General features: G+C 73.1%; 10 protein-coding genes. 7 read left to right on the top strand and 3 right to left on the bottom strand.

The window, feature by feature from the left end; translation table 11 throughout:
* The 5 genes from infB to F2B26_RS10385 all read left to right on the top strand — a co-directional run.
* A partial coding sequence (gene infB / locus F2B26_RS10405) for a translation initiation factor IF-2 (RefSeq protein WP_159809051.1) occupies nt 1-2,261 on the top strand: 2,261 nt, incomplete at its 5' end.
* Nucleotides 2,262-2,370: 109 nt separating this feature from the next.
* Nucleotides 2,371-2,817 carry a 30S ribosome-binding factor RbfA gene (rbfA, locus tag F2B26_RS10400; RefSeq protein ID WP_159809049.1) on the top strand — a complete coding sequence of 149 codons (447 nt, stop codon included), beginning with the start codon at nt 2,371-2,373 and terminating at the stop codon, nt 2,815-2,817.
* A 39-nt stretch (nt 2,818-2,856) separates the two neighbouring features.
* Complete coding sequence (locus F2B26_RS10395; protein WP_159809047.1) at nt 2,857-4,161, top strand: DUF4921 family protein; 1,305 nt, start codon at nt 2,857-2,859, stop codon at nt 4,159-4,161.
* A complete protein-coding gene (truB, locus tag F2B26_RS10390) occupies nt 4,158-5,144 on the top strand; it encodes a tRNA pseudouridine(55) synthase TruB (protein WP_159809045.1) in 987 nt (328 codons plus the stop codon). Before F2B26_RS10395 ends, truB begins: the two co-directional genes overlap by 4 nt.
* Before the next feature lie 75 nt (nt 5,145-5,219).
* Complete coding sequence (locus F2B26_RS10385) at nt 5,220-6,221, top strand: bifunctional riboflavin kinase/FAD synthetase (protein ID WP_235929606.1); 1,002 nt, start codon at nt 5,220-5,222, stop codon at nt 6,219-6,221.
* A gap of 39 nt (nt 6,222-6,260) precedes the next feature.
* Here the strand turns inward: F2B26_RS10385 and F2B26_RS10380 are convergent, their stop codons facing one another.
* Genes F2B26_RS10380 through F2B26_RS10370 form a run of 3 tightly spaced genes read right to left on the bottom strand, consistent with a single transcriptional unit; the run spans nt 6,261 to nt 9,494 of the window.
* Entirely contained in the window at nt 6,261-7,460 is a 1,200-nt protein-coding gene (locus tag F2B26_RS10380) for a cystathionine gamma-synthase (protein WP_159809041.1), read from the bottom strand.
* Nucleotides 7,457-8,857, bottom strand: a complete 1,401-nt coding sequence (locus tag F2B26_RS10375) for a cystathionine beta-synthase (protein WP_159809039.1) — start codon at nt 8,855-8,857, stop codon at nt 7,457-7,459. The genes F2B26_RS10380 and F2B26_RS10375 overlap by 4 nt, the downstream gene beginning before the upstream one ends.
* Before the next feature lie 13 nt (nt 8,858-8,870).
* Complete coding sequence (locus F2B26_RS10370; RefSeq protein WP_159809037.1) at nt 8,871-9,494, bottom strand: winged helix-turn-helix domain-containing protein; 624 nt, start codon at nt 9,492-9,494, stop codon at nt 8,871-8,873.
* A 405-nt stretch (nt 9,495-9,899) separates the two neighbouring features.
* On the opposite strand from F2B26_RS10370, the gene rpsO reads away from it, so the two are divergent.
* Both rpsO and F2B26_RS10360 read left to right on the top strand, forming a co-directional pair.
* Nucleotides 9,900-10,169, top strand: coding sequence for a 30S ribosomal protein S15 (gene rpsO / locus F2B26_RS10365; protein ID WP_159809035.1), 270 nt, complete (start codon nt 9,900-9,902; stop codon nt 10,167-10,169).
* Nucleotides 10,170-10,387: 218 nt separating this feature from the next.
* Entirely contained in the window at nt 10,388-12,613 is a 2,226-nt protein-coding gene (locus F2B26_RS10360) for a polyribonucleotide nucleotidyltransferase (RefSeq protein WP_159809033.1), read from the top strand.
* Nucleotides 12,614-12,638: the final 25 nt, after the last annotated feature.

Genomic DNA, 12,638 nt, shown 5'->3' with positions numbered 1-12,638 from the left:
CGGCCCCCGCGGCCGAGGCGTCGGCTGCCGCACCCGCGGCCGAGCGTCCGGGCGGTCCTCGCCCCGGCGGTCCGCGTCCCGGCGGCCCCCGTCCCAACCCCGGCATGATGCCCGGGCGCACCTCGAGCGGCGTCGGTCGCCCGGGTGAGCGTCCGGCTCCCGGTGGTCGTGGTGGCCCCGGCGGCGGTGCCGGTCGCGGCGGCTTCAACCGTGGTGGCACCGGCGGTGCCCCGGGTGCCGGTGGCGCCCCCGGTGCCGGCGGCGGTTTCGCCGGCCGTCCCGGTGGTGGCGGCGGTGGTCGTCCCGGTGGGGCTGGTCGCGGCAGCACGCAGGGTGCCTTCGGGCGCGCCGGTGGTCGTCCCGTGCGTGGGCGCAAGTCCAAGCGGGCGAAGCGCCAGGAGTTCGAGCAGATGCAGGCGCCGTCGCTGGGCGGCGTGCAGGTCCCGCGCGGCAACGGCCAGACCGTCGTCCGGCTGCGTCACGGCTCGTCGCTCAACGACTTCGCGGACAAGATCGACGCGAACCCGGCCTCGCTGGTCACCGTGCTGTTCCACCTCGGCGAGATGGCCACGGCCAACCAGTCGCTCGACGAGGACACCTTTGCCACGCTGGGCACCGAGCTCGGCTACCAGGTCGAGATGGTGTCCGCCGAGGAGGAGGACCGCGAGCTGCTCGGGTCGTTCTCCATCGACCTGGACGCCGAGCTGGAGGCCGAGTCCGACGAGGACCTCACGGCCCGCCCGCCGGTGGTCACGGTCATGGGTCACGTCGACCACGGCAAGACCAAGCTCCTGGACGCGATCCGCTCCACGGACGTCGTCGCCGGCGAGGCCGGTGGCATCACCCAGCACATCGGTGCCTACCAGGTGCGGACCGTGCACGAGGGCGTCGACCGGGCGATCACCTTCATCGACACCCCGGGCCACGAGGCGTTCACCGCCATGCGTGCCCGTGGTGCCCAGGTGACCGACATCGCGATCCTCGTGGTCGCGGCCGACGACGGTGTGATGCCGCAGACCATCGAGGCGCTCAACCACGCCCAGGCGGCCGGTGTGCCGATCGTGGTCGCGGTCAACAAGGTGGACAAGGAGGGGGCCAACCCCGCCAAGATCCGCCAGCAGCTCACCGAGTACAACCTGGTGGCCGAGGAGTACGGCGGCGACACCATGTTCGTCGACGTGTCCGCCAAGCAGCGGATCGGCATCGACGAGCTGCTCGAGGCCGTCCTGCTCACCGCGGACGCGGCGCTGGACCTGCGGGCGAACCCGAACAAGGACGCCCGCGGTGTGGCCATCGAGGCCAACCTGGACAAGGGGCGCGGCGCCGTGGCGACCGTCCTGGTCCAGTCCGGCACGCTGCGCATCGGGGACGCCGTCGTGGCCGGGACCGCTCACGGGCGGGTCCGGGCCATGTTCGACGAGCACGGTGTGGTCGTGCCCGAGGCAGGTCCGGCCCGTCCGGTCCAGGTCCTCGGCCTGACCTCGGTGCCCTCGGCCGGCGACACGTTCATCGTGGCGCCCGACGACCGCACCGCCCGCCAGATCGCCGAGAAGCGTGAGGCCGCCGAGCGCGCCGCCCTCCTGGCCAAGCGCCGCAAGCGCATCAGCCTCGAGGACTTCACGCAGGCCCTCGCCCAGGGCAAGGTCGAGACCCTCAACCTCGTCATCAAGGGCGATGTGTCCGGTGCCGTCGAGGCCCTGGAGGACGCGCTGCTCAAGATCGACGTCGGCGAGGAGGTCGAGCTGCGGGTCATCCACCGCGGGGTGGGTGCCATCACGCAGAACGACGTCAACCTGGCGACGGTCGACAACGCGATCATCCTGGGCTTCAACGTCAAGTTCGCCGAGCGGGTCGAGGAGCTGGCGGACCGCGAGGGCGTCGACGTGCGCTTCTACTCGGTCATCTACCAGGCGATCGACGACGTCGAGGCGGCCCTCAAGGGGATGCTCAAGCCGGAGTACGAGGAGGCCCAGCTCGGCACCGCCGAGGTGCGCGAGGTGTTCCGCTCCTCCAAGTTCGGCAACATCGCCGGGTCGCTCGTGCGCTCGGGCACGATCGTGCGCAACTCCAAGGCGCGCGTCCTGCGCAACGGCAAGGTGGTGGGGGACAACCTCACCATCGAGTCGCTCAAGCGCTTCAAGGACGACGCCACCGAGGTCCGCGAGGGCTACGAGTGCGGTATCGGCCTCGGGTCGTTCAACGACCTGCAGATCGACGACGTCATCGAGACGTTCGAGATGCGCGAGAAGCCGAGGAACTGAGCAGTGCCGACGTCCCCCGGGTCCGCACGGACCCGGGGGACGTCGCATCTGGTCGTGTCGAGCAGTGCAGCGGCCGTCCCGTGGGACGGCCCGAGGAAGGATGGCTGTCATGGTGGACAACCCACGGGCCCGTCGGCTCGCCGAACGGGTGCAGCAGATCGTGGCGCAGATGCTCGACACGAAGATCAAGGACCCGAGGCTGGGCTTCGTCACGATCACCGACGTGCGGGTGACCGGTGACCTGCAGCACGCCGACATCTACTACACGGTGCTCGGTGACCAGTCCGAGCGCGAGGCCTCGGCCGTGGCACTGACGTCGGCGACCGGGATCATCCGGTCCGAGGTCGGGCGGCAGACGGGGGTGCGGCTGACGCCGACGCTCGCGTTCCACCTGGACGCCGTGCCCGAGACCGCCGCCCACCTGCAGGCCGCGCTCGACGAGGCGGCGCGGCGCGACGCCGAGGTGGCCGCCCTGGCTCGTGGCGCCCAGCCGGCCGGCGAGGCCGACCCGTACCGTCGTCCGGTCGAGGACGACGAGGACGACGAGCAGGAGTAGGTCGGTGCCCGGCAGCTCGTTCGCCCGCGTGGTCGGGCTGTGACCGAACCCCTCGTCCGGCTCGCCGACGGCACGGTCAAGCAGGTCTCGCCGCTCACCGGCACCACCGTGTGGACGGTGCCGGGCCGCGGTGGACGCCCGCTGGTGCCGCCGACGCCGGACTGGCGCCCGGTCTCGGCGCACGACCGCGACCGGCTGTGCGTGTTCTGCTGGGGCCGGATGCTCGAGACCACGCCCGAGAAGAGCCGGCTCGTGGTCGCGTCGGACGGCACCGCGTCGACCCTCGACGGCCTCCCGGCCTCGCAGCTGGGGGCCAGCACGCCCGAGCTGCGCTCGTTCGCGAACCTGTTCGAGATCGTCTCGCAGCGCTACTGGCGCACCAACCACGGCGCCCGGACCCCGGACGGGGTGCATGCGCGGGCGCAGGCCTACGTGGCCGAACCCGAGGGCCGGGCCCAGGTGGAGGCGCTGCTCGCCGCACGGGTGAGCGCGGCCGGGACCCAGCTTGCCCCCGCCGGCTCGCCGGCCTGGTGGCAGGACGTGGACGACCTGTTCGCGGGCTCGCACGACGTCGTGGTCGCTCGGCGGCACCTGGTCGACGGCGCCCAGTTCGCCGACGAGCTGGCCGGCGCCGGCACGCTCGACGTGGCCGAGCACCGCCGGTTCGTGGCGTTCACCGTCGAGGCGCTGCGCCGGGTCTACGAGGCGCAGCCCGCGGCCCGGTATGTCGCGGTGTTCCAGAACTGGTTGCGCCCGGCCGGGGCGTCCCAGGACCACCTGCACAAGCAGCTCGTCGCGATCGACGAGGACGGGCCGCAGCTGGCCCGCGAGCTGGTGCTCGCCGAGCAGGACCCGGCGCTCTACCAGCACGCGGTGCTCGACCTGGCCGTCCGGCACGGGCTGGTCGTGGCACGTAACGAGCACGCGGTCGCCGTCGCGGGCGTCGGGCACCGGTACCCCTCGCTCGAGGTGTACTCGACGGCCCCGGCGCAGCTGCCCTGGGAGCACACCCCGGCCCAGGTCGACGCGTTCGCGGACCTGCTGCACGCGTTGCACGCGGCCACCGGCGCCCAGGTGCCCAGCAACGAGGAGTGGCACCACCGCCCGCCCGGTGCGCACCAGCCCATGCCCTGGCGCGCCGTGCTCAAGTGGCGGGTCTCGACGCTCGCGGGGTTCGAGGGCGGCACCCGGATCAACGTCAACACGATCGACCCCTGGCAGGTCGCCGAGCGGGTGGTGGCCCGGCTGCACGAGCTGCGCGCCGCCGGTCGGGTGGCGCCCATGGCGATCGGTCACCAGTGCGAGGACCTCGTGCTGCGCTACGGCCAGGAGGCAGCCCGATGACCCGTGCCGGACGTGACGAGCAGGCACCGCCGCGTCGCCCCACGGCGGCCGACGGCGTGGTCGTCGTCGACAAGCCCGCGGGCTGGACGAGCCATGACGTGGTGGGACGGATGCGCCGGCTGGCCGGGACCCGCAAGGTGGGCCACGCCGGCACCCTCGACCCGATGGCGACGGGGGTGCTCGTCATCGGCATCGGCCGGGCGACCCGCCTGCTCACCTACGTGACGGGGGCCGACAAGGAGTACCTGGCGACCATCCGGCTCGGGGCGAGCACGACGACCGACGACGCCGAGGGGGAGGTGCTCTCGGCCCCCGGTGCACCAGGTCTGGACCTGGATCGGGTGCGGGCGGCGCTCGTGCCGCTCACCGGTGACCTGCTCCAGGTCCCGAGCGCGGTCTCGGCGATCAAGGTCGACGGGCAGCGCGCCTACGCCCGGGTGCGCGCCGGGCAGGACGTGCAGCTGGCGGCCCGGCCGGTGCACGTCGCGGAGTTCGAGCTGCTGGCCGCGCGCGAGGTGGACACCTGGACCGACCTGGACGTGCGGGTGGTCTGCTCGTCGGGCACCTACGTGCGCGCACTGGCCCGTGACCTCGGTGCGGCGCTGGGCACCGGCGGGCACCTCACGGCGCTGCGCCGCACCCGGGTGGCGGGTTTCACGCTGGCGCAGGCGCGCACGCTCGACGAGCTCGCGGCCCAGGCGGACGCCGCGCCCGACGGCCGGCTGCCGGTGCTCGCCCCGGGTGCGGCGGCCGGTGCGGTGATGCCGGTGCGTGCGCTGAGCGCGCAGGAGGCGCGTGAGCTGTCGTTCGGACGCGCGGTGGCCGCCGGTTCGGTGGACGTGGCGGGCGAGACGCCGGCGACGGGGACCGAGCTCGCGGCGCCGCCGATGGCCGGGCTCGGACCGGACGGGACGCTGGTCGCGGTGCTCACCGTGCGCGGTGGCCTGGCCCGGCCGGTTCTCGTGATGGCGCCGGCCGGCTGACCGCGACGGCCTGGTGCACCGCGGGGCCGGTGCGAGATGGCAGGCTGTGACCTCGGGGTTCTCGGAAGGAGCGGTGTGCAGGTCTGGCGTGGGGTCGATCAGGTGCCCGCGGGCTTCGGTCCGTCGGCCGTGACCATCGGGAACTTCGACGGGGTGCACCGTGGGCACCAGAGCGTGCTCGGTGCGCTCGCCGCCGACGCCCGGGCGGCGGGTCTGGCCTCGGTCGCGCTCACCTTCACCCCGCACCCGTTGCAGGTGCACCGACCGGACACCGCACCGCCGCTGCTCACGGGTGACACCGACCGGCTCGAGCTGCTCGAGCGCACCGGTCTGGACGCGGTGCTGCTGTGCACCTACACCCTGGACTTCGCCTCGCAGACCCCCGAGGAGTTCGTCCGCACCTACCTCGTCGACGCGCTGCACGCGCAGGTGGTCGTCGTGGGGCGCGACGTGCGGTTCGGCCGGGGCAACGGCGGTGACCTGACGACCATGCAGGAGCTCGGTGCCCGGCTGGGGTTCCGGGTCGAGGTGGTCGAGGACGTGACGGCGGGGTCGGACGACGCCGGCGCGTCGGTCGCCGACGAGCCCGCGACGCGACGCTGGTCCTCCACCTGGGTGCGTGAGCTGCTCGCCGAGGGGGACGTCGTGCAGGCGGCCCGGGTGCTCGGCCGAAGGCACCGGATCCGGGGTCTCGTGGTGCACGGTGACGCGCGCGGTCGTGAGCTGGGGTTCCCGACGGCGAACCTGGACCCGGCGGCCGCCGGGATGGTTCCGGCCGACGGGGTGTACGCCGGGTGGTTGCGGTGCACGCGCGCGGCCGACGGCACCGCACTGGGCGAGGACAGCCCGGCCCTGCCCGCCGCGGTCTCGATCGGCACCAACCCGACCTTCGACGGCGCCCAGCGCCGGGTGGAGGCCTACGTCCTGGACCGCACCGACCTCGACCTGTACGGCCAGGAGGTGGTGCTCGAGCTGGTGGAGCGGCTGCGCCCGACGTTGCGCTTCTCCTCGGTGGCCGAGCTCATGGCCACCATGACCGACGACGTGGACCGGGTGCGTCGGCTGCTCGTCGGCTGACGCCCCGGTCCGCTCGGACCGGGCCCCGGGGCCGTCGGCTCAGAGCGTGCGCAGGGCCTGGTCCAGGTCGGCGAGCAGGTCGTCGACGTCCTCGATGCCGACCGACAGCCGCACGAGGTCGGCGGGCACCTCCAGCGCGGACCCCGCGACGGAGGCGTGCGTCATCGCTGCCGGCAGCTCGATGAGCGACTCGACCCCGCCGAGCGACTCGGCGAGCGTGAACAGGCGGGTCGTCGCGCACAGCGCCCGGGCCCGTGCCGCCGACCCGACCTGCACCGAGACGATGCCGCCGAACCCGCGCATCTGCCGGGTGGCGACCTCGTGCCCGGGGTCGCCGGGCAGCCCCGGGTAGTGCACGGCGCTCACCTCGGCATGCCCGGCGAGGAGCTCGGCGACTGCTTGGGCGTTCGCCTGGTGCCGCTCCATCCGGACCGCGAGGGTGCGCAGGCCGCGCAGGGTGAGCCAGGCGTCGAACGGCCCGGCGACGGCGCCTGCGGCGTTCTGCAGGAACCCGATCGCGTCGGACAGCGACGTCGTCCCGGTCGGCCCGGTGCGTCCGCCGGGCAGCGTGGCGCCCGGTGCGGTCACCAGCGCCCCGCCGACGACGTCGGAGTGACCGCCCACGTACTTGGTGGTCGAGTGCACGACGACGTCGGCGCCGAGCGTCACCGGGGTCTGCAGGTAGGGCGTGGCGAAGGTGTTGTCGACCGCGAGCAGGGCGCCGGCCTCGTGCGCGACGGCGGCCAGGGCGGCGATGTCCGCGACCCGCAGCAGCGGGTTGGTCGGGGTCTCCACCCAGACCAGCCGGGTGCGCCCGGGCCGGGTCGCGGCGGCGACGGCTGCGGGGTCGGTGAGCCGGGCGGGAGTGTGGTCGACCTGCCACTCGCCGAGCACGCGGGCGATGAGCCGGTAGGTCCCACCATAGGCGTCGTCCGGCACGACGACGTGGTCCCCGGGACGCAGCACGGACCGCAGCAGCGCGTCCTCGGCGGCCAGGCCCGAGGCGAAGGCGAAGCCGCGCTCGCCGTGCTCGAGATCGGCCAGCGCGGTCTCCAGGGCGGTCCGGGTGGGGTTGGCGGAGCGGGAGTACTCGTAGCCCGAGCGCAGCCCGCCGACCCCGTCCTGGGCGTAGGTCGAGACCTGGTAGATGGGCGGGACGACCGCACCGGTGGTCGGGTCGGGGGACTGACCGGCGTGGATCGCGCGGGTGGCGAAGCCGTCGGTGCGGTCGGTGCTCATCGGGTGGCGAACTCCAGGAGGTCGGCTCGGGTGAGGACTCCGACCGGCTGGCCGTCCTCCACGACGAGCAGGGCGTCGGCGTCGTGCAACGCCTTGGTGGCGGTCTCGGTCGACTCGTGCGCGCCCACCTGCGGCAGGGGGGCGCCCATGTGCCGGGACACCGGGTCGGAGAGCTGGGCGCCACCGGAGTACAGCGCGTCGAGCAGCTCGCGCTCGGTGACCGACCCGGCGACCTCGCCGATCGTGACCGGGGGCTCGGCGCTCACCACGGGAACCTGGGAGACGTCGTACTCGCGCAGGATGGCGATCGCGTCGCGCACGGTCTCGCCCGGGTGGGTGTGCACGAGGTCCGGCAGCCCACCGATCTTGGCGTGCAGCACGTCGCCGACGGTCGCCTCGCCGTGCTCGGCTGGCAGGAACCCGTAGGACCGCATCCAGGGGTCGGAGAAGATCTTCGACAGGTACCCGCGCCCGGAGTCCGGCAGCAGCACGACGACGACGGCCTCGCGCGCGGCCACCGGGTCCTGCTCCTGCAGGCGACGGGCCACCCGCAGCGCGGCCACGACCGCCATCCCGGACGAGCCGCCGACGAGCAGCGCCTCCTCGGCGGCGAGCCGGCGGGTCATCGAGAACGACTCGGCATCGCTCACGGCCTCGATCTCGTCCGGCACGGTGGGGTCGTAGGCGCTCGGCCAGAAGTCCTCACCGACCCCTTCGACGAGGTAGGGGCGGCCCGTGCCGCCGGAGTAGACCGAGCCGAGCGGGTCGGCCCCGACGACGCGGACCGGTCCTGACAGCCGGTCGGCGCTCACGTCGTGCAGGTAGCGGCCGGTGCCGGTGATGGTGCCGCCGGTGCCGACACCGGCGACGAAGTGGGTGAGGCGTCCGTCCGTGGCCGTCCAGATCTCCGGCCCGGTGGAGGCGTAGTGGCTGGCGGGGCCGTCGGGGTTGGCGTACTGGTTGGGCTTCCAGGCGCCGGGCGTCTCGGCCACGAGGCGGTCAGCGACGCTGTAGTAGGACGCGGGGTCCTGCGGGGAGACGGCGGTGGGGGTGAGCACGACGTGGGCGCCGTAGGCCCGCAGCACGTCGACCTTCTCGCTGCTCACCTTGTCCGGGCACACGAAGATGCAGCGGTACCCGCGGGCCGCGGCGACGAGCGCGAGACCGACCCCGGTGTTGCCGCTGGTGGGCTCGACGATCGTGCCGCCGGGGCGCAGCTCGCCGCGGCGCTCGGCACCCTCCACGAGCCGTGCGGCGATGCGGTCCTTCACCGAACCGCCGGGGTTGAGGTACTCGACCTTGGCGAGCACGGTCGCCGACAGCCCGGCCGTCACGGAGGTGAGCCGCACGAGCGGCGTGCCCCCGACGAGGTCCGAGATGTGCTCGGCGTACTGCATGCGGTGCCCCTCCTCAGGCCTGGACGCGGATGGTGTAGCCCGGGTCGATCCGGTAGCCCACGCCCCACACCGTCGCGACCAGGTCGGCCAGCCCGGTCTTGGCGCGCAGCCGGCGCACGTGCACGTCGATCGTGCGGGTGCCGGCGGACAGGTCGTGACCGTGCCAGACGTCGGCCAGCAGCTCCGCCCGCGGCACCGTCCTGCCCTGCGCCCGCACGAGGTGCACGAGCAGGGCGCTCTCCTGCGACGTGAGCTCGATGGTCCGGCCGCTGGTGGTGACGACGTGTCGCACGGGGTCGATCACGACGTCGGCTGCCGGGGGCAGCGTCTCGAGCCGGTGCCGGAACGTCCCGGTGCGCTCGGTGGGCAGCGTCCGGGCCGGCCGGCCCGGCGAGGAGACCACCGCGCGGGCCCGTGCCTGGGGGAACCACTCGCCGGCCAGCTCGGCCAGGGTGGCGACCACCCGGAGCACCTCGGCGGGGTCCTGCTCCTCGACGGCGGACAGGTCGACCGAGAGCACGAAACCGCGACTGGGGCCGGCCGGGCGGCCGGTGGTCGTGCGTGCTGCCGTACGGGTCGAGCCCAGCGCAGCCGGTCGACGGGTGGGTGCGGGGGAAGGGGTCAGTGCGAGGGTCATGGCGGGTCCCGGTCTTGTCCCGTGCCTGCGTCGCAGGTCGCGGGTGCCGGCGTGGCCGGCGTGGTCAGGGCTGAGAGATCAGGCCTGACACGGACACGGGCACGGGTGCACAGCAGGACGCGGCGCCGGTCGGCGCGTCACGTCCAGCTGGGTGGCCACCCGCGCAGCCTCCCACGCCCGAGCCGGGGCCGGAGGGTGTGCCCGATACGCGTCTCACTTGTTGAGACATGTGTGACGGGTGTGTCGGTGTCCGGGTCCGGAGCAGGCGAGGTGCGCCGCTGCGGCCGCGCGTATAGACGTAGAGGTACTCCTGGTAGCCTGGTGCAGCCGTCAGAACGGCCGCGGACCCAGAGAGCCCGGGAGAACCTGCCCCGGAGCACCGCGCAACGACATCCGAGGAGAACTGTGCCGCTCGACAGCGCGATCAAGCAGTCCATCATGACCGAGTACGCCACGCACGAGGGCGACACCGGTTCCCCCGAGGTCCAGATCGCGGTGCTCACGCAGCGCATCAAGGACCTGACCGAGCACCTCAAGACGCACAAGCACGACCACCACAGCCGCCGTGGGCTGCTGCTCCTGGTCGGCCGCCGTCGTCGGCTGCTCGGCTACCTGCAGAAGGTCGACATCAACCGCTACCGCGCGATCGTGGAGCGGCTCGGCCTGCGCCGCTGAACCCCCGGACCAGCCCGGGCCCGCAAGGGTCCGGGCTGGTCCTGCATCGGGCCAGGTGGCCCGGTGCGCACACCAACGCATACACCACGCACCGCGCCGGTCTCCCTCGTCCGGTCCTCGGTAGTGGCTCTCCGGTACCCGCAGGGGCCGCCCGGCGGGCCTCGATCGAAGACCGTCGAGCACCTTGGCCGGCGCCTTCGAGAACGAGGAGGGCACCCGTGGAGGGTCCCGAGATCCAGTTCGCCGAGGCCACGATCGACAACGGTCGCTTCGGCACCCGCACCGTCCGGTTCGAGACGGGCCGTCTGGCCAAGCAGGCCGCCGGCTCCGCCGTCGCCTACCTGGACAACGACACGATGCTGCTGTCGGCCACGACGGCCGGCAAGCACCCCAAGGAGCAGTTCGACTTCTTCCCGCTGACGGTCGACGTCGAGGAGCGGTCCTACGCGGCCGGCAAGATCCCCGGCTCGTTCTTCCGCCGGGAGGGCCGCCCGTCCACCGAGGCGATCCTGGCCTGCCGTCTCATCGACCGCCCGCTGCGCCCGCTGTTCGTCAAGGGCCTGCGCAACGAGGTCCAGGTCGTCGTCACGGTGCTGTCGATCAACCCCGACGACGCCTACGACGTGCTCGCGATCAACGCCGCGTCGATCTCCACCCAGCTGTCCGGCCTGCCGTTCTCCGGCCCGGTCGCCGCCACCCGGATCGCGCTCATCGACGGCCAGTGGGTCGCCTTCCCGCGCTACTCCGAGCGCGAGCGCGCCACGTTCGACATGGTCGTGGCCGGTCGCGTCGTCGGTGACGACGTGGCGATCGCGATGATCGAGGCCGAGGCCCCGGACAACACGTGGCAGCTGCTGCACGAGGGCGGCACCAAGCCGACCGAGGAGATCGTCGCCCAGGGCCTGGAGGCGGCCAAGCCGTTCCTGCGCTCGCTGTGCGAGGCCCAGGCCGCGCTCGCCGCGCAGGCCGCCAAGGAGACCCAGGTCTTCCCGGTCTTCCCGGACTACCAGCCCGACGTGTTCGAGGCCGTCGAGGCCGCCGTCACCGCCCGTCTGGGCGAGGCGCTGTCGATCGCCGACAAGCAGACCCGCGAGGGCCGGCTCGACGAGATCAAGGCCGAGGTCCAGGGCGAGCTCGCCGAGGCCTTCGCCGGGCGCGAGAAGGAGATCTCCGCCGCGTACCGCTCGGTGCAGAAGAAGCTCATCCGGCACCGCATCCTCACCGACGGCTTCCGCATCGACGGCCGCGGGCTGCGGGACATCCGCACCCTGTCCGCCGAGGTCGAGGTGCTCCCGCGGGCGCACGGCTCGGCGATCTTCGAGCGCGGCGAGACCCAGATCATGGGGGTGACGACGCTCAACATGCTGCGCATGGAGCAGCAGATCGACTCCCTGAGCCCGGTCACCAAGAAGCGCTACCTGCACCACTACAACTTCCCGCCGTACTCGACCGGTGAGACCGGCCGGGTGGGTTCGCCCAAGCGTCGCGAGATCGGCCACGGTGCGCTCGCCGAGCGCGCGCTGGTCCCGGTCCTGCCGAGCCGCGAGGAGTTCCCGTACGCGATCCGTCAGGTCTCCGAGGCCCTCGGGTCGAACGGCTCCACCTCGATGGGCTCGGTCTGCGCCTCGACGCTGTCGCTGCTCAACGCCGGTGTGCCGCTCAAGGCGCCGGTCGCGGGCATCGCGATGGGCCTGGTCTCCGACACGGTCGACGGGCAGACCCGCTACGCGGCGCTCACCGACATCCTCGGGGCCGAGGACGCCTTCGGCGACATGGACTTCAAGGTCGCCGGCACGCGGGAGTTCGTCACCGCGATCCAGCTGGACACCAAGCTCGACGGCATCCCGGCCTCGGTGCTCGCCGGTGCGCTCACCCAGGCGAAGGAGGCTCGCCTGGCGATCCTCGACGTCATCGCGGAGGCGATCGACGTCCCGGACGAGATGAGCGAGTTCGCCCCGCGGGTCATCACGGTGAAGGTCCCGGTCGACAAGATCGGCGAGGTCATCGGCCCGAAGGGCAAGATGATCAACCAGATCCAGGAGGAGACCGGCGCCGACATCTCGATCGAGGACGACGGCACGGTCTACATCGGCGCCACCGACGGTCCGTCGGCGGAGGCCGCGCGGGCGGCGATCAACGCGATCGCCAACCCGCACATGCCCGAGATCGGTGAGCGCTTCGTCGGCACCGTGGTGAAGACCACGACGTTCGGCGCCTTCGTCTCGCTGTCGCCGGGCAAGGACGGTCTGCTGCACATCAGCCAGATCCGCAAGCTCGTCGGTGGCAAGCGCGTCGAGAACGTCGAGGACGTCCTGGCCGTGGGCCAGAAGGTCCAGGTCGAGATCGGCGAGATCGACCCGCGCGGCAAGCTGTCGCTGCTCGCGGTCACCGAGGACGAGCCTGCCGAGGCGGCCGACCAGGCCGCGGACGCCCCTTCCGCCTGACGTGCCGATGGACCTGCCGCTCGTC

Origin of the sequence: Cellulomonas citrea (assembly GCF_009829685.1) — a bacterium.
In the GTDB taxonomy this organism is placed as follows: Bacteria; Actinomycetota; Actinomycetes; order Actinomycetales; family Cellulomonadaceae; genus Cellulomonas; species Cellulomonas citrea.
The sequence above is the reverse complement of the archived record's forward strand: the minus strand, read 5'-3'. Positions and strand labels throughout refer to the sequence as shown.

Excerpts from the sequence above, each read along its gene's own strand:
- rbfA (WP_159809049.1), top strand. The coding sequence starts at position 2,371 with ATGGTGGACAACCCACGGGCCCGTCGGCTCGCCGAACGGGTGCAGCAG.
- truB (WP_159809045.1), top strand. The coding sequence starts at position 4,158 with ATGACCCGTGCCGGACGTGACGAGCAGGCACCGCCGCGTCGCCCCACG.
- F2B26_RS10380 (WP_159809041.1), bottom strand. The coding sequence starts at position 7,460 with ATGAGCACCGACCGCACCGACGGCTTCGCCACCCGCGCGATCCACGCC.
- F2B26_RS10375 (WP_159809039.1), bottom strand. The coding sequence starts at position 8,857 with ATGCAGTACGCCGAGCACATCTCGGACCTCGTCGGGGGCACGCCGCTC.
- F2B26_RS10370 (WP_159809037.1), bottom strand. The coding sequence starts at position 9,494 with ATGACCCTCGCACTGACCCCTTCCCCCGCACCCACCCGTCGACCGGCT.